The following is a 15,983-nucleotide window of genomic DNA, read 5'->3' on the forward strand; positions in this document are numbered from 1 at the left end:
ATTGCGGCCATATTACAGCAAGCTCCTGAGAGGCGATTTAACAGCCTCGCGACGAGAACGGGCCTCCGGGTCGAATTTTCAGTAACGGGCGATCCTGGGGCAATCTGAGGCGTCTGGAGGGGTGCTGTCGATGACAGGTTGCAAGATTCTGGCATCGACACCAAACTAGAAAGATAATAACGCGGCGCATGCCAGATATATTCTGGACAATACAAGAATTCTGAATTTTGCCCGTATTCTGGCGGATACTAAGAGGGTAAGACAATCATGCGCACCCGATGCGAGAACCAATATGCAAACCGACTCACTCATCCAAACCTTTCTGGCTGAACATGGCCACACGGTTCCCGGCTCAACCGTGACCGCGTCCGACTTCGTGGGAGCGGTTCGCCAATGGTGCCGCGACCGAAGCCGCACTGCCCCCAGACGCCGAGCGATCCTGTCAGCCATCCGTGGACTTGGCTATCCAGTCGGACGAACTTCGACGCAACTAGCCGTTGGCAACCTCAGCCTAACACCAAAATCCCTCACTGTAGACGACTCCGGTCGTCTCGTCCCCGCACACCGCTAGTGTAGTGGCAGCGGTCTTCCCAGGACTCGTGTCCTGGGTCCCATCTACCAGGATCGGTGTACTGCCACCGACCCAGGCGAGCCGGTCAGTAAGTCCATGGCTGATCGGCTTTCGCACAACCACCGCAGGTGGCTCGCCTCCCTTCGGGTTGAGGCTCTGGACCGCTCCCTTTTCTTGATGGGGGAGCGGTCCACCGATCACTGAGGCGAAAGTCTCACGTGAGATTCTTTCCTTGAGAAGAAAGAATCCGGCGGCGCCCTGGCCCCACGTCGCGGAACGTCAGCGACGTGGGGACCAGTTTTGCAAATCACTTTGGCGGTTTAAGACATCCGCCATCGTTTCCCCGCTGCCCTCTTCCAGCAAGGGCAGCGGGCTTTTTCAACCTCCTACCAAGGAAACCCAACGCTATGAATCCCTACTCCTACGTACTCTCCGACCTCTTCGTCGATCCCCATAGCCAACACAACGAACTTGCCTGGCTTCACGGCGTCTTGGTTCTCGGCGAAGGCTTCGGCGTTTCCGCCAATGGAAACCCCTACCAGGCTGTCCTTGACGATCTCGCATCGCGCGGCTTTAACGCCAATGCGTTGGCGCGAGTCCGTCAGATGCTCCAGGCCCGTAACGAAGCCTATCAGCGAGGGCAGCGATAATGAGCTACGACCGAAACGAATTTTTCCATCCTGACGGAACAGCCAAAACTTCAGCCGAGCGGCAAGCGTATCGTGATCAGCGCGACCTGAACCGCTCGCGTGCCAAGAAGGCAGCGGACGAAGCACGGCAGCGAGACGCCGCGAAAGCTTCCCCCTACGAAAAGCGGATTGCAGAACTCAAGGCGCAAAAGAAGTACGCGACACCCGCAGATCGTGAAGGCATCAACCGCCGTCTGGCAATGCTTGAGCCCGCTCAAGAGAAATGGGAAGCCGAGCAATCCCAAGCAAAGTGGCAAGCCGACTTCGACCGCAGCCAATCGGCTCAAAACGCGATGACTTCAATCGACCTCATCAAGAAGTCTGGCCGGGCACTGTATCCGGGGGCCACTCAGGAACAGCTAGACCGGCTGATCTCGATGGCGGATGTTCGCCACGAATACCCAGACCCGGACTCGTTCGGTTCTGAGTTCTTCTCACTGCTTGGTGAGGTTGAGGAAGCCGAGATCAAGCGAGCCAACCAGGAAGCCAGCGACAAGCGTCTTGAAGCGAACCGCCTGGAAGCTGAGGCCACTAAGGCAGAGCTTCAGGCCGCCGAAGCCAAGCAACGCCGCGAGTCCTTGCCGGGTGGCGGCCATGAGTGAGCTTTTCTACGAAACCAAAGTGCGCTGGCTCCATGAGCCTGCGCGCCAATGGGCGTGGGTCCGTTGCTTGACTGTTGATACCGAGATGCAAGTCACGCCTACGACTTGGCATGGCTCGCAGATCGTCGCTTTCAGCATCTCGCGAGCGTACGAAGTTCACGGTGTCTACACACCGCAGAAGGTGAGCCGGATTCTCTACCGCAATGTGATGCAACCAAGGCCGGAAGGGTGCGAGGTTGACGACATTCCCGAGGATGCCGTCTTCCCACGATTGGACGTTGGGATAGGGGCCATGCACCCAAGTCGATATCCGAAACGCATTCCAACGGATGACGTTTGCCAGCAATCCCAGTTCTATCACGATACTTTCCAAAAGTTTTGGCAAATGTCGGATATCATCCACGCCGAACCGGGACCGAAGCGACGCGCGCACGCAAGCGACATCCTCCACCATGTCGCCGAACAAGAAACGGAAATTGTCTGGCTTCTACCAGAGTTCAAGCGTGCAACCTGGTTGCACGAAACAGCGAGCGGAACACACACCGAATTCACGCCGAACTCGTTTCCCGGTCGTCTACTCGTTGCGTACAGTCGGACCGACTACGGGCGCTGCCGAATCTGGACACTTCCCAAGGGCATGACGGGGTTAGAGGAATCTGTTCCGGCTCCCGGCTGGTGGTGCGTCCATCCCCTCTCCATTCGCGCCGGTCGCCCCTCTGAATCGCCACGCAAACGGTGGCACCCGATCGACCGAAGCACGCGAAAAACACTCTCTCAAGCAATCCAAAATGAACATTGATTATCTACGATCCCAAGCCGAAGCTGCCTTTCAGCGATATTTAGCCGAGACTGACAGCCGCAAGAAGCGAGTCTTCCTCCAGGCTTGGCAGAACGACAAGCTTTTGCTTGAGTTAGCCGAACGAAGACAACCACCCGAACAAAAATAGTTGTTGGGTTGACCCCTCCGAGCTTTCTGTACTTCGCTCCGAGGGGTCTTTCTATTTACGGCGCACTCTACGGCGCTCTTCTCTCTTCTCTTCCGGCGCACGCTGCGCCGTGATCTCCAATGACTGACAAAATTACCCAAGAAATTGGGATCGACGCAACCAAGGCGCTCGAAGCTCTCGCCAAACTAGACGCCGGGTTCCAGACCTTTGAAAAGCGTCTTGACTCCGTTTACCAGCGGATGAGCCTCTTCAACAAGAACGCAGGCCGGACCGTCTCGGCAATGAAGAACGTGGCGAACGGCTCCAAGGCTGTTGGCGCGGCATTCAAGCGAGACATTCCCCAGGCCACGCAGGCTGTCGAACGCCTGACCGTGTCGTGGGGCCTCATGGCTCGAATCGTTACAACTCAATTGATCGTTCGCGCACTCTCACAGATGCGTAGGACGTTTGAGGAAACCGGGGAAGCGGCTGTAAGATTCCAGCGTCAAGTCGCATTGATTCGGACGATCGACAACAGCGGCGCGAGCTTCGACAAGCTGGCTACCAGCGTTCGCAATCTCTCGGACAGCTTCAACGTGAGCTTGGACGATGCCGGAGCGGGCGTCTATCAAGCCTTGTCCAACCAGGTTGGAAACCTTGGCGAAAGTCTCACGTTTACCGCCAAGGCTGCCCAGTTCAGCAAAGCCACAAACAGTAGCTTGGCGGACTCGGTAGACCTCCTGTCCGCTGCCATCATTGGTTACGGCTTGTCCGTCGATGATACCGACCGGGTTTCGTCGATCTTCTTTTCTGCGATCGACAAGGGCCGTATCACCGCGAGCGAGCTTGCCAATAGTTTTGGACGAGTCAACACGATCGCAGCCGACTTGGGCGTCAGTCTTGAAGAAACAGCTTCCACCCTTGCGGCTATCTCGGTTCGCGGTACGAAAACTAGCGAAGCTCTTACCCAGTTCCGCGCGACTCTTACCGCTCTGCAAAAGCCTTCCGATGCAATGGAAGCCACTTTGAAAGGGCTAGGTTTCAGCAGTGCCCAAACTGCTATCCAGACGTTGGGCCTGTCGGGCACGCTCCAAGCCCTGAAGGATAAGACCGGGGGAAGCTCCGAAGCACTAGCAAAGCTCTTCCCGAATGTCCGTGCATTGTCCGGCGTTTCGTCTCTCGCTTCCGATGAGTTCGATACTCTCATTAAAAACACCCAGGCGATGACCCAGGCCGCGCGAGACTTCTCTCAGGAGAAATTCCTCCAAGCCACGGCAACGGATGCCGAGCGACTAACCAAAGAAATCAACAAGCTTTCCAACGCTTTCACGGTGGACCTGGGGCAATCGGTCCTCAAGTCGGCTGTCGATCTCTCTGACTTCGTGGGCGGCGCTGATGAAGTCATTAAGATTTCGCAGGCCGCCGGACCCGCAGTCCTTGGGCTTGCTGCCTCGTTCGTTACGCTTCGGGGTTCGATCCTAGCGACCAATGCCGGAGCCCTCACCCTTGGGCGTTCCCTTGGCTTGCTGTCCGCTATCCCCTTGGCCGCCGGTCTCGGAAATTCCATCGGTTCCTACATTGGCGAGCAACTGAACGAAGCCCAGTTCGTTGACCTCCGACGCTTGGAGCGGGATAACCAATCCGTTGTCGATGCTCTGGAGAAACGACTCGGAACCGAGCGCGATCTCATTTCGCAATCAAACCGCGAACGGCTCCAGGCTGCGGGTGAAGTTGTCCGTCAATTGAACCGGACCTATTTGGCAGACGTTGACAACGCCAAGAGCGCGAACGATGCGTTCGTGAAGAGTTCAAAGGATGCTCTCAAGCGTGTTGTCGATCAACGCAAGAAGGCTATCGACCAGCTACGCCAAGCGGCTGAATCTTCCGTGGATATCATTGAGGATTCACAACGCCGGATTGCCGATCTCACCGCAGACCGTGAAGACCGGCAGTTCTCCCGATCGGTAGCAGGCTTCGACGATTCCGCGCAGGCCGTCAAACTAGCCGAGCGGGCGCAGCAGATCGCAGCGGAAGCCGCTGCCAAGCTGGCCAATGCAGTCACGCCGGAATCGATCCAGGAAGCCCTAAAGCAATTCGAGCGGGCGCGAGGGCTCGCCGATCAAGCTGGCAGCCTGGCTTCTGGGAATCGGGCTGCCGAGTCGCGTGCGTCCGCAGCCTTAGACGCAATCGACTCCAAGCAGATCGCAGCAGAAAAGGAACTCGCCAAGCTCCAGACCGAACGCGGACCGGTCCTAGATGAGGCAATCAAGAAGCAGGAACGCATTCTGGGGCTACTAGAAAAGCAAGTTCAGATCGCTTCCGAGTCCGTGAGCGCGTTTGACGGGAACTCACTGTTTTCCGATACGGACCTAGCGTTACGGGGTGAGCGTCTCGCCGGTGCCCTGGACGAAATTCGCAGCCTGTCCGGCATCAAGCTAGACATCGACACTAGTAAAATTTTCTCCGACGTTAAGGGAGCTTTCGAGCAACTGCGCGGCCGCACGGGCTTTGACCTTGGCGGCCTGGAAGCCTTCACCGGTGGCAAGATTGGGGACCCCGATCAGCTATTGCAGGCGATGAATAAGGTTGCGGAACGGCAAGCCGAAATCCGCTCACAGATCGACGCCGCAGCCGTGGCAGATCAAAAGCGGGTCACTCTCACAGCAGAACTAGACCAACTGTTCACGCAGCTAGACTCCCATGAGGGCAGCCGAAACCTATTCGGTGGTGCTGAGGTTGGCGAACTGCAAAGTCAGTTTCAATCTATCAGCGGCTTCCTGGAGCGGCTGCGGAGCGATGCAACCTTGACGGTTGACGAGGTCAACAGCCTTCAGCCGATCCTCCAGCAGTTCGCGGACAACGTCGCCAACAGCAACACGCCGGGGCAACTTGGCTTCCGTTCTACGCTGAATGACCTGTCCGAGATTTTCGCCAAGTTCGGGGAAGTCGCGCAGCTACCCGCGAGCAACGCAGTGGAACTAAAGGCCGAACTGGTTGGATTAGATCAACTCATGTCATCCACGGCAGGCCATGCCAAGAGCTACGCCGATAGCCTGGAGCGGGCTGCGGCTGCCGCAAGCAAACGCCCTGACTTGGGGCGGGCTTTCGGTGGTGTTGCCTATCGGGCCGCCGGTGGCGTTGCGAGAGGGACCGACAGCGTCCCGGCTATGCTCTCGCCGGGTGAGTTCGTGGTGAATGCGGCCTCGTCCCGCAAGTTCTTTTCGCAGTTGCAGGCGATGAACGCCGGACAAACCTACCGTGAAACAGGCGGGACAGTGATCAACAACAGCGTGGGCGATCTGCACATTCACGCAGCACGCGACCCGGAATCTACCGGGCGGGCTGTTCTCGACAAACTAAACCGCGAGCTACGCCGGGGGACCGGCAGATTGAGATAGAAAATGGATCGCTTTATCACACCCATTAAGCGGGGACTACGACGGGGCTATCGTTGCCTAATCGATTGGACCGAGTTTATCGAAAGCGACTTGATCAGCCGGGAAGAGTGCAAGCAGCAATGCCGCGCACACATCGCACGGATGATCAGAGAACAGGACGGGGATAGCGTCCAGAATAGGACGCTGTCCGCGCGTCAAGACTTGTGGCTTAACCAGCCGGAAGGCTGTTTTGAATAGGGAAAACGGCAAGGGTAAAACCTTGCCGTTTTTTCATGCGCCGACCGCTTCGGCAACGTCGAACCAATCGACCCGCTCCCAGTTGATCGACGCCAGCGCGGGGTGGTACGGTTCTTCCTCTCGGTGGTAACCTTCCAAGAATTGGGCGACCTCCACAATATCGCCTTCAAAGTGGGTGTTGCCCGTGGCCACCATAGCACCGATGACGGTAAGCGTTTCCGGTGTATGTGGTGCGATCTCCTTGACGATCTCGGCAGCGATTAAGAACAGCCACACCTTGAAGGGCCTTCCGTCTGGCAGGGTGTTCCTTTCAATGGCTGCCCAAGTTCGTTTGATGATCCTTTCGACAACTTCAGGCGTGGCCTTGGTTGTCGCCCAATCGACCAGACAAGGGGTGTAACGGGCTTTTAGTGCTTCCAGGTTTCCAGCGGTGTAGAGTTGTTCGTCAGTCATTGGTGATTGCTCCGGGTGAAGTGGTGATCTACTCGAAGCATGCTCCAAGTTCCGACCTTGGCAAGTGGCAAAATCAACCATAACGGCAACGGGAACTAGCGACGAACTTGCTACATGACTTGCTAGTTCATCTTGCGCGGTGCTGCGATCACCGGACCGTTGCCAAAGTGAATCTAGCTAGATGGTGAGTGCAAACTAGGCCGGAAAAATTTCTGGGATTTTTGCCCAGTCGATCGTGGGAATCGAAGTAATGACATGACCGCAGCCCCGGTCCCCCTTCTTGCAGTTCCCTGGGGCCGGGGCTGTTTTATGGTAGAAGCTATGAAGACTTGGATTAAGCAACGCCTTGGAGAATTAGATAATCTCGACTTCGGACCTATTGAGGCCGACGACCTACGCGAGATGATCCGAGAGGCCGAAGCCCGCGCGGCATCTGCCGGGCTGCCATCGGCTGTAGAAGCCTGCCAGATACGGGAGGGCGGCATAGGCATCGGGCTTGCCCGTCGTATCTTGGCGGCTTGCCTGGGGGCTGCAAATAGAATCGAAGTGGAAACCGACCCCCTGGACTCACTCACCCCGGAAGAGACAGCAAAACTACTTGGCTGTTCCTTGAGATCGCTTTGGCGTTGGGAAGCTCAAAGTAGAATACCAGAGGGCCGTCGCATTGGTCGCACCGTGCGATGGGATCGAAAAGAAATCGAAAGGTTGCTCTAAATGGCTTCTATCTATCGACGTTCGTACAAAGACAAGACCGGTCAGAAGAAACTCACCAAGGTTTATTACATCAAGTATCGCGACGGTGACGGCAAGGAAGTCAGGGTCAAAGGATATACCACCAAAGAAAAGACAAGGACTCTCGCGGCTCAACTTGAAGCCAAAGCAGCCGAAGGCCCCGACAAGTTCGCTAGGCAGATGAAACGTCCGCTTTCCGAACACGTTGCCGACTTCCGTGCTTCGCTGGAAGCCAAAGACCGCGCGGACAACCACATCGGGCAGACGCTCACCCGAATCAATGGAATCATTGAGGGCTGCGAATTTACTTTCTATCGAGATATTGACCCGGTCAAAGTGGAGCAATGGTTAGCGAACCAGCGCGGCCCAGAATGCGGCATCAAGACAAGCAACTACTACTTGGGTGCGATCAAGCAGCTTTGCCGGTGGATGGTTCGTAACAAACGTGCAGCGGATAATCCGGTAGCCCATCTTGAACCACTCAATGCCGAAGTGGACGTCAGAGTCCAGAGGCGAGTTCTCACGTCTGAAGAGTTCACGCTACTGATCGAAGCTGCCCGAACCGGGAAAACCATTCGCAAGTTGACCGGCGTGCAACGTGCCCTGCTCTATCTTGTCGCAAGCGTTACCGGACTTCGCGCGTCTGAGTTGCGTTCTCTCACTGGCCATAGCTTCAACCTCACGTCATCGCCACCCACGGTGACCGTGGAGGCCAAGTCTTCCAAGCATCGCAAGCTAGATACTATTCCCCTGCCCGATTGGATTGTCCCATTACTTCAACTGCCAGAGGGTGAACTCTGGCCCGGCTCTTGGAACAACAAGGCAGCCGAGATTCTTCAACGTGATATGGCCGTGGCACGTGCAACTTGGATCAAGGAAGCAGAGGACGACGAGCAACAGGAAGAGCGTAGCAAATCGACCTTCTTGCAACCAACAACGAAGGATGGGACAGCCGACTTTCACGCGCTGCGATCGCAGTACGTGACGGGGCTTGCCAAGGCAGGTGTTCATCCCCGAACGGCTCAGAAGTTGGCGCGTCACTGTGACATCAAGTTGACCATGCAGAACTACACGCACAGCAACATGGAAGATCAGGCGCAAGCCGTGAACTTGCTACCGCCACTGGCCCAAAACTGGCCCATGGAGGATGACATTCTGGGTCATTTCGTGTCATCGCCTGCCAATGTGGCATACGACAACATTTTGGAAGAGGACGACGAGAAGACGATTGCCACTTCTCGTAAACCCTTAGACAGCGTCGATTTTGACGCTGTCTGTCATCACGTGTCATCTTGTGACACAGCGGAGGCGACAGGACTCGAACCTGCAACCGGCGTAACCGGCGACGGATTTCAAATCCGCTCCCTAACCAATTCGGCTCGCCTCCTCTTATCTTCGTTAACGCTAACGGGCCGCGGGATTTATGTCAACGGGATGAAGCCCACTTGCCGGGGTTAGAACGATTGATCGGCCATATCGCACGAGTCGACAGTCGGCGAAATCCATTTTTTTGCGTACTCCCCTCAATATTCAATTTCGACCACACAATAACGCTATGATGGGCCAGATAAAGACTGACAACAATGTGAATCCAAGCCAACTCACATGACGTATCTCACGCATCGTAACTCCGGAAACTGGATTGGCTGCCTGTTAGTTCTCGTAGCTGGCTGGGGCCTTTTCGATCAACTCCCCCTGGCCGCCGCCCAGGAAGCGGATGGCGATCATTACTCCGTGCCGGTTGATTCGCTGGATGATGATGCACGTGACAAAGTCTATACGTCTCCCCAAAGTATCTTGGCAGACTTCTTCGGAAAGCGTCGAGCCGGCATGGTGGTGAACGGGCTGGAAGACCTGGTTGGCATCACAGCCACAGGCCTGTCGCCGTTGATGGTGCTTTCAATTGCCTCTCCTGTGGTTTACTTCATGACCGAAGCAGACCGGCGTCAAGAGTTGATCTTCCTTTACCAACCGTGGTTCTTCATCCCTATTATCCTGATAACGCTCCTGATGGCATTTAAGGACACGGTGCTAACATTTGCCAGCTATCTGAAGATGCCTTTGGATATCTTAGGCATACTATTCCACCTGATGGGTTTTCTGCTTGGCTTCCGACTCATCTACCATTTTCTGGATATCAACCTTGCGGCAGACAGTGGCCCGCTAGGCACCATATTGACGGTCGCCATTATCATTCTCATGTTTGCCTTCTATACCAGTGTCTGGGTGCTGAGCAACGTCTTTGAAGTACTGATCCTCATCAACCCATTCCCGCTGGTCGACACGTTCCTACGCGTCAGTCGTATCGGTGTGTTACTGGTCATGTATGTTGCGTGCTGGATCCATCCTGCTCTGGGGGGCATAATTGCTCTCCCCATATTGATCGTATCCCTGATTACTTTCGAGCGATCGTTACGCACAATGCTTCTCGGCTTTCGCCTGGCTGGCGACGTCATTCTCTTCCGCTCTGACAAGGTGGAACCTGATTCAAAACGACTTACGGCATTTGCATCCTTTGGTGGTACGCTTCCCTGGATGACCCTCGGTAAGTTGGTCAAGAAGGACGAAATATGGACGTTCACCTTTCGCCGATTTTCGATCGGCCCTACGCACTCGATTGCCATCCCGCCTGGGCCATACAGCATTGCCAAAGGATCGCTATTCCCTGGGCTGCTGCTCTCTACTGAAAAGGGTGCGCAATTGGTGGTCCGTTTCCCGGCTTCCTATCGTGGACAAGAAGAAGCGTTAGCCCAGGTATTTCAGACCAACGACATTCAAGACTTTCGCCTGAGCACAATGGCCAAGTCTGCCTGGAACTCGCTTTGGAAAAGCTTCTTCCGCCGCTCCCCCAAACCCACCGATCTTGCTTCGGAATAATCAGCACAATTCGGCTTGTCGAACCTCGGCGAGCCGAATTAACTGGTAAACCCGTATAACGTAATTCTGACCATTTTTAGATTTTCAGAATCTGGAGCAAATCATCCAGTAAATCACTGCAAGTTGCCGCACAAGAGCTAAGCTTTGACATCTACTGCAACTGTCATCTTTTATTTGGTGACGGACGCCGATCAAAAGCCACATGGACACTGTCCATTCACTTTATTCATGACTGGCGACTTCGGTCGTTGGTCAAGGCCGTCAAGTATCTGCCCCACTTGACGGCCTTTTTTTGCGCACGTTTTCGACCAACACCCATTGCGAATGATTGTGCGGTTCCCCGAATTCCCCAGTAACTTCTCCCTAGCTTGTGGCTAGCACGACCGATGCTTTTACATACCGAAATGCCGCGACATCAATCGCGGATAGGAAGCCGTTGTGTATCTGGGGGCGGATCACAACGGTTTTTTCATGCGCGGACAGATCTGCTGCCTGTGATAGCCCCCCGGCTTTTTATGGCAAACTTTGCCGATTACGGCAATTCTCTCGATTATGTCGACTTTCTGGTCGATATCCATTCTTGAGTCACGTTCCCACTCCCCCCTGCCCTGTTGTTTCAGGGTGGTTCGTTTGATGTGAACCAGGAAAGTCTCGACATGATGTCACGCCACTTAATCCTTGGCCTATTCGCCGCTGCGTTACTATCCGCAGTCGGATGTCAAACCGTCCCTAACTGCAACTCGTGTCACATGGGTCATGTTGCCCCTGGTCCAGGATGCGGCTGCAATGATTGTGGTGCAACTTGCGGAGACTCGTGCGGCTGCGGGAAAAGCTGTGGCCCTAACTATGAAGTCTGCCTGCCGAAACCGCCATTCGCGGAGATTCGCCAACACCTGCGCAACAACCTGACATGCACCGCCGGCTGCTCTGACGAAGTGTATTGGGGCGAATGGATTTCTGATCCACCAAAGTGCGATCCGTGCGATTGCTTTGGCCACTATGTTGGCCCGGTCGGTGGCCAATGTCGCCCTGGCATTGTCGGCATTCGCCGCGGAGACGAGTGCTGCTCGAGCATGTGCGATCAAGGCATCCCATGCAACAGTTGTGCTTGCCAGGCCCAAACGCAAACTGTGAGCTACGAGCAAATGCTCCCAGGCGAGTCGACGATTCTGTACGACTCCGAAGTTCCCATGCAGTACAGCACCCCAACGCCGGTATCACCATCCGATCAATCGATTTACCGCATGAACTCGGGATCGATGCAAAGCTACCCGACCTCGACGACTGGACGTCACCCGTCCAACCTCGGTCGCGGAAGCATGTAACCAAACTAATAGCCAGGGGGGCTTTTGAAGAGACGCGGTCACACTTGGACCGCGTCTCTTTTTTTCTTGATCCGATCGCTTTCGATTCGCGTGACATCGCCGCACCATCTTCACTGTCAAACGATCTTACAGAAGCGATCAATCGCAGATCGGCAGCAGATAACTCAAAGATGCCTGCTCGCGCCAGGGTCACCGCGATTAGCAACATCGTTAGATACGCAACGTCCTTCACCCACGCAACGAAAAAGATCGTAGAAAACCAGGCGAAGTGAAATCAGCGATAGTAGCCTGGGGCACTTCCGCCGAAGCGATACTCAAAGCCGCCGGTGACCGAGAAGTTGCTTGCCGACATGGCGTCGGTGCCACCGAGCGTCATGTTATCGAGCAATTCGAATCGCAGGGCTAGTCGCTTATGAACAAAGTACTTCAGCCCCAAACCAAAGGGCATAGAAACCTGAGCCTGACCTCGGTCGCGTCCCAGAGCGTCTTCGTACTGAAACATGGCCGCACCCAAACCAAGCGTCGCGTAGGGACGCCAGGCCGCATCCCCCCAGGGATAGAACTGCACGTTATAGTCGAGAATGATCAACTGACTTTTGCCTGAGAATGAAGCATTCGTTGGATAGGTTAATCGCCCTTCAGCGAAACCCAATCGAACTTCGGCTCCCCAGTAATGATCGAAGTCGTAGCCCAGTCGAACGCCGTCGAAGAACGAGCCTTCCTGCTCGACTTCTCCGGGAACGAGATTTTGCAGCATGATCGCCCCTGCGAATACGTCCGCATGAATCGGCCGATTTCGCCAACTCATTCCGGTTAGCGGTTGCCCGAAACCAATATGCCGCGAAGGGTCATCCGGATGACTATGCACGAGATCAAAACGGTGAGCAAACTGACCGTGGCCATGCTTTCCGCCAAACCAGTTCTCGGTCGTGCCAGGCTCCTCATAGGTACGCTTCGGATCAACGTCGATTGTTTCCGCTTCCAGAATCGATTTCGGCAGCGGCTCGATCTCCTCAAGAATGGGTGCTTGTGCGGAGAGGGGTTCCTGAGCGATTACCAACGGCGCACCGCAAGCCATGACGCCAAGCGTCAGAAGCATCGAGAAACCATGACTCAACTTGCGACCCATCCACGAACCTTTGCGGACTTTCACTGATAGCAATCCCAATTGGGCAGCGGATTATCGAAACGTCCCCCTTCGACGTCAATGCAGATTCTTAAGTCAAATTTGGTGAACTCTATCGGATTTGCTAGTTTTATGGCTGCGCTCGGTAAGTTCACCCCACATCGCATGGATCGAAATGATGCAAAACCAGCTATTCATGACGGCAGCCCTGGTGCTCTTCTCAGTCACCATCACGCTAGCAGACGAAAAACCACCGGGCCGCAGTGAAGAGGCGCGCCCCGCAGAAGCTATCCCAGAGGAAAAGAATTGGGAACTCCAAGAAGGCCCCAAGGGCCCCGTGCTAAAAGAGGTAGAAAGCATTCGCAACCAGTTGGGCCCCGAATACTCGATCGAGTCTAAAGAACTTGGGATCGAGCGGGATCGCGACCTGAGCAGTCCTCACACAAACGAAAGGCCTAACGAACCATGGTCTGGCACGAAGCTACATCAGGAAGTTCGCGAATTTGTCACTAAGTTCCGTAACGATGCACGACACCTGGAAGAGATGGCAGCCCATGCCGAGCAGTTATCGGAGTTCGCCCTCGCCGATCAACTTCGAGCAATGGCCCATCGCCAGTGGGAAGCTGCCCGGGAACTCTCGCAACCTCGCTCAACGCGAGATTACCGCGAACTGTGGCGACCAACCCCAGCACCACCCAGCGCGGCCCCAGTTTCTACGCCAAACCCATACGGACCGCCCCATGACGTCAAACCATCGATGCCTGAGAGACCTGCCGAATCAGCACCGCAGTACGGCGTACCCTCTGCCCCGAACCAGCGTTTCAGTGTTCCTCGCCAGCCGGAACCAAGAAAACGCTAACCACAATATCTTTAAGGCAAACAGCCCCCCCCCCCTAAAAGAGCAGGAGCTTGACGAGGCCCCTGCTCTTTAAGGATGATAAGATTGCGTAGATAGACGTAAAATTCACGCACAAAAGGCTTAACGGCATTCTCAGCCACATGGTAGGCTAAGGATGCACTTATCTTTTTTCTCTAGTTCAACACTCCCTTTCTCTATTCCGCTCGGAGGATACCGCTTTGGCTGGAACCCTGGGAAATTTTGCGGACATTCTGATTCGACGTGGCCTTGTTGGTCCTGACCAACTTCGCGAGGCTGAAACCATGGCCGATGCCCAGGGAATCGCGGTTCCCGAGGCACTAATTCGTTCTGGTTACGTCGGAGCAAGCGACGTAATGCGAGCGGTCGCGGAAGAACATGGACTCGAGTACATCGACCTGGACGAAGTCCGAATCCCCATGTCGGCCGTGGAACTGGTGCCGGAATCGGTTGCTCGCGAAAACGTGGTGATGCCGATGGCCGAAGATGATGGGGCCCTGAAGGTCATCATCGCCGATCCACTCGACCTGGAAACCATCGATAAACTTCGGTTTATCCTTAATCGTAAAGTCGAGATCGCCCTCGCCCCGCGCGAAAACATTCTCGAATCGATCAACCGCTACTACGGCCAGCAGGAAGGTGAATCCGCAGATACGATGCTGCAGGAATTCACCGACACGGCGATCGACTTCACCGACACCATGGAACAAGACACCATGACCATGGCGGGTGAAGAAACCATCGACGAGACAAGCGCTCCGGTGGTTCGCCTGGTCCAATTGATGATCAACGAAGCCGTTCAGCTTCGAGCATCGGACATCCACGTCGAACCGTTTGAAGATCGCGTGCGCATTCGCTATCGCATCGATGGTCGTTTAATTGAACGCGACAGCCCCCCCAGACGTATGCTTGGGGCAATTCTATCCCGCCTCAAGATTCTGGGGGGTATCGACATCGCCGAGCGACGTCGCTGCCAGGATGGTCGTATCAAGGCCGACGTCGGAACTAAAACGATCGACCTTCGCGTGAGCGTGATCCCGACCAATCACGGCCAGTCGATCGTGATGCGTATTCTGGATAAAGACAGTATCAAGGTGGGGATTCGCCAACTGGGGTTGTCCGACTCGAACTTCATCAAGTTCAACAACCTCATCAAACGCCCTAATGGTATCGTGCTGGTCACCGGACCCACCGGTTCGGGGAAGACGACCACCCTCTATGCGGCCCTCAACGAACTGAACCGCCCAGATACCAAAATCATCACCGCGGAAGACCCGGTCGAGTACTACCTGCCGGGGATCAATCAGACCCAGGTGCGGCACAGCATTGGGCTCGATTTCGCGAAGATTATTAAGGCCATGCTGCGTCAGGCACCCAATATCATCCTCGTCGGTGAAATGCGCGATAGTGAAACAGCTTCCATGGGGATTCAAGCCTCACTTACTGGACACTTGGTTTTCAGTACACTACACACGAACGATGCGCCCGGTGCCATTACACGTTTGATCGACATGGGTGTTCCCTCTTATCTTGTTTCCAGTACAATTATTGGTGTGCTGGCACAGCGTCTGGTCCGGGTCATTTGCGAGAAATGCAAGGGTCCGATCAAGCCTACCAAGGAGTCGCTCGAAGCTGCTGGCATCACGCCGGAAATGGCCGAAGGCGCAACCTTCATGAAGGGACGTGGCTGCGGCAACTGCCAGCGTAGCGGTTACAAGGGACGTATGGGTATTTTTGAGTTAATGCCTATGAATTCACGACTTAGAGAGTTGGCATTCCAAGGGGCTGCAACGCAAGATATCCGCCGGGCTGCTATCGCTACGGGCATGGATACCCTGTTCGACGACGGGGTGAAAAAAGCCATGATGGGGAAGACGACATTGGAAGAAGTCTTCCGCGTCGCCAAGGTGGTCGAGAGAGACCAATAAGACAAACATCGCCCATCAATTGACAAATCACGATGAAACAAGCGTTTACGCGCCATCGGTCCGTAAACGCGAAAATAGCACGACTTATTTGAGTCTTCGATGGCAGGGCCCAACAATTCTTCCATCGGGACAGCTTTTCCTACGCTTTTCAACCTACATTCATCAGCAGTTCACGGTCGGGTCGGCAAACTGAGAGTTTTGATGCTTGTCTCGGATGGGCAACGCTCAAAGCAGACACCATC

At 55.1% G+C, this 15,983-nt stretch carries 12 protein-coding genes, 1 tRNA gene and 1 pseudogene; 10 read left to right on the forward strand and 4 right to left on the reverse strand.

Annotated elements, in window-relative coordinates; translation table 11 throughout:
* The first annotated feature begins 978 nt into the window (after window positions 1-978).
* The 4 genes from C5Y96_RS17750 (at window position 979) to C5Y96_RS17765 (ending at window position 6,186) form a co-directional block, all read left to right on the forward strand.
* Window positions 979-1,221 carry a hypothetical protein gene (locus tag C5Y96_RS17750; RefSeq protein ID WP_105356078.1) on the forward strand — a complete coding sequence of 81 codons (243 nt, stop codon included), beginning with the start codon at window positions 979-981 and terminating at the stop codon, window positions 1,219-1,221.
* On the forward strand, window positions 1,221-1,862 hold the full coding sequence (locus tag C5Y96_RS17755) for a hypothetical protein (protein ID WP_105356080.1): 642 nt from the start codon (window positions 1,221-1,223) through the stop codon (window positions 1,860-1,862). Before C5Y96_RS17750 ends, C5Y96_RS17755 begins: the two co-directional genes overlap by 1 nt.
* Window positions 1,855-2,661 carry a hypothetical protein gene (locus tag C5Y96_RS17760; RefSeq protein ID WP_105356081.1) on the forward strand — a complete coding sequence of 269 codons (807 nt, stop codon included), beginning with the start codon at window positions 1,855-1,857 and terminating at the stop codon, window positions 2,659-2,661. The genes C5Y96_RS17755 and C5Y96_RS17760 overlap by 8 nt, the downstream gene beginning before the upstream one ends.
* A 267-nt stretch (window positions 2,662-2,928) precedes the next feature.
* The gene (locus C5Y96_RS17765) at window positions 2,929-6,186 is read left to right on the forward strand and encodes a phage tail tape measure protein (protein ID WP_105356083.1); all 3,258 of its coding nucleotides are present in this window, start codon (window positions 2,929-2,931) and stop codon (window positions 6,184-6,186) included.
* A 270-nt stretch (window positions 6,187-6,456) separates the two neighbouring features.
* Here the strand turns inward: C5Y96_RS17765 and C5Y96_RS17775 are convergent, their stop codons facing one another.
* On the reverse strand, window positions 6,457-6,876 hold the full coding sequence (locus C5Y96_RS17775; protein ID WP_105356087.1) for a hypothetical protein: 420 nt from the start codon (window positions 6,874-6,876) through the stop codon (window positions 6,457-6,459).
* 402 nt (window positions 6,877-7,278) lie between these two features.
* On the opposite strand from C5Y96_RS17775, the gene C5Y96_RS28175 reads away from it, so the two are divergent.
* The gene (locus C5Y96_RS28175) at window positions 7,279-7,590 is read left to right on the forward strand and encodes a helix-turn-helix transcriptional regulator (RefSeq protein ID WP_409994427.1); all 312 of its coding nucleotides are present in this window, start codon (window positions 7,279-7,281) and stop codon (window positions 7,588-7,590) included.
* On the opposite strand, the gene C5Y96_RS27845 is transcribed toward C5Y96_RS28175, so the two are convergent.
* Window positions 7,471-7,953, reverse strand: a complete 483-nt coding sequence (locus tag C5Y96_RS27845; RefSeq protein ID WP_233199011.1) for a hypothetical protein — start codon at window positions 7,951-7,953, stop codon at window positions 7,471-7,473. The genes C5Y96_RS28175 and C5Y96_RS27845 overlap by 120 nt on opposite strands.
* Window positions 7,954-8,037: 84 nt before the next feature.
* On the opposite strand from C5Y96_RS27845, the pseudogene C5Y96_RS28180 reads away from it, so the two are divergent.
* Window positions 8,038-8,685 (forward strand): annotated as a pseudogene (locus tag C5Y96_RS28180) (tyrosine-type recombinase/integrase); the annotation flags it as partial.
* A 226-nt stretch (window positions 8,686-8,911) separates the two neighbouring features.
* Here C5Y96_RS28180 and C5Y96_RS17790 read toward each other — a convergent pair.
* Window positions 8,912-8,995 (reverse strand) — tRNA-Ser (locus C5Y96_RS17790).
* 218 nt (window positions 8,996-9,213) lie between these two features.
* On the opposite strand from C5Y96_RS17790, the gene C5Y96_RS17795 reads away from it, so the two are divergent.
* Window positions 9,214-10,485 carry a hypothetical protein gene (locus C5Y96_RS17795; protein ID WP_105356091.1) on the forward strand — a complete coding sequence of 424 codons (1,272 nt, stop codon included), beginning with the start codon at window positions 9,214-9,216 and terminating at the stop codon, window positions 10,483-10,485.
* A 656-nt stretch (window positions 10,486-11,141) separates the two neighbouring features.
* A complete protein-coding gene (locus C5Y96_RS17800) occupies window positions 11,142-11,810 on the forward strand; it encodes a hypothetical protein (RefSeq protein ID WP_146115712.1) in 669 nt (222 codons plus the stop codon).
* A gap of 274 nt (window positions 11,811-12,084) precedes the next feature.
* Here C5Y96_RS17800 and C5Y96_RS17805 read toward each other — a convergent pair whose 3' ends face one another.
* A complete protein-coding gene (locus C5Y96_RS17805) occupies window positions 12,085-12,963 on the reverse strand; it encodes a porin family protein (RefSeq protein ID WP_105356095.1) in 879 nt (292 codons plus the stop codon).
* A gap of 148 nt (window positions 12,964-13,111) precedes the next feature.
* Between C5Y96_RS17805 and C5Y96_RS17810 the strand changes: the two genes are divergently transcribed.
* Window positions 13,112-13,795, forward strand: a complete 684-nt coding sequence (locus C5Y96_RS17810) for a hypothetical protein (protein ID WP_146115713.1) — start codon at window positions 13,112-13,114, stop codon at window positions 13,793-13,795.
* A gap of 218 nt (window positions 13,796-14,013) precedes the next feature.
* Entirely contained in the window at window positions 14,014-15,741 is a 1,728-nt protein-coding gene (locus tag C5Y96_RS17815) for a GspE/PulE family protein (protein WP_105356099.1), read from the forward strand.
* Window positions 15,742-15,983 lie beyond the last annotated feature (242 nt).

The sequence above is a fragment of the Blastopirellula marina genome (assembly GCF_002967715.1).
Taxonomy (GTDB): Bacteria; Planctomycetota; Planctomycetia; order Pirellulales; family Pirellulaceae; genus Bremerella; species Bremerella marina_B.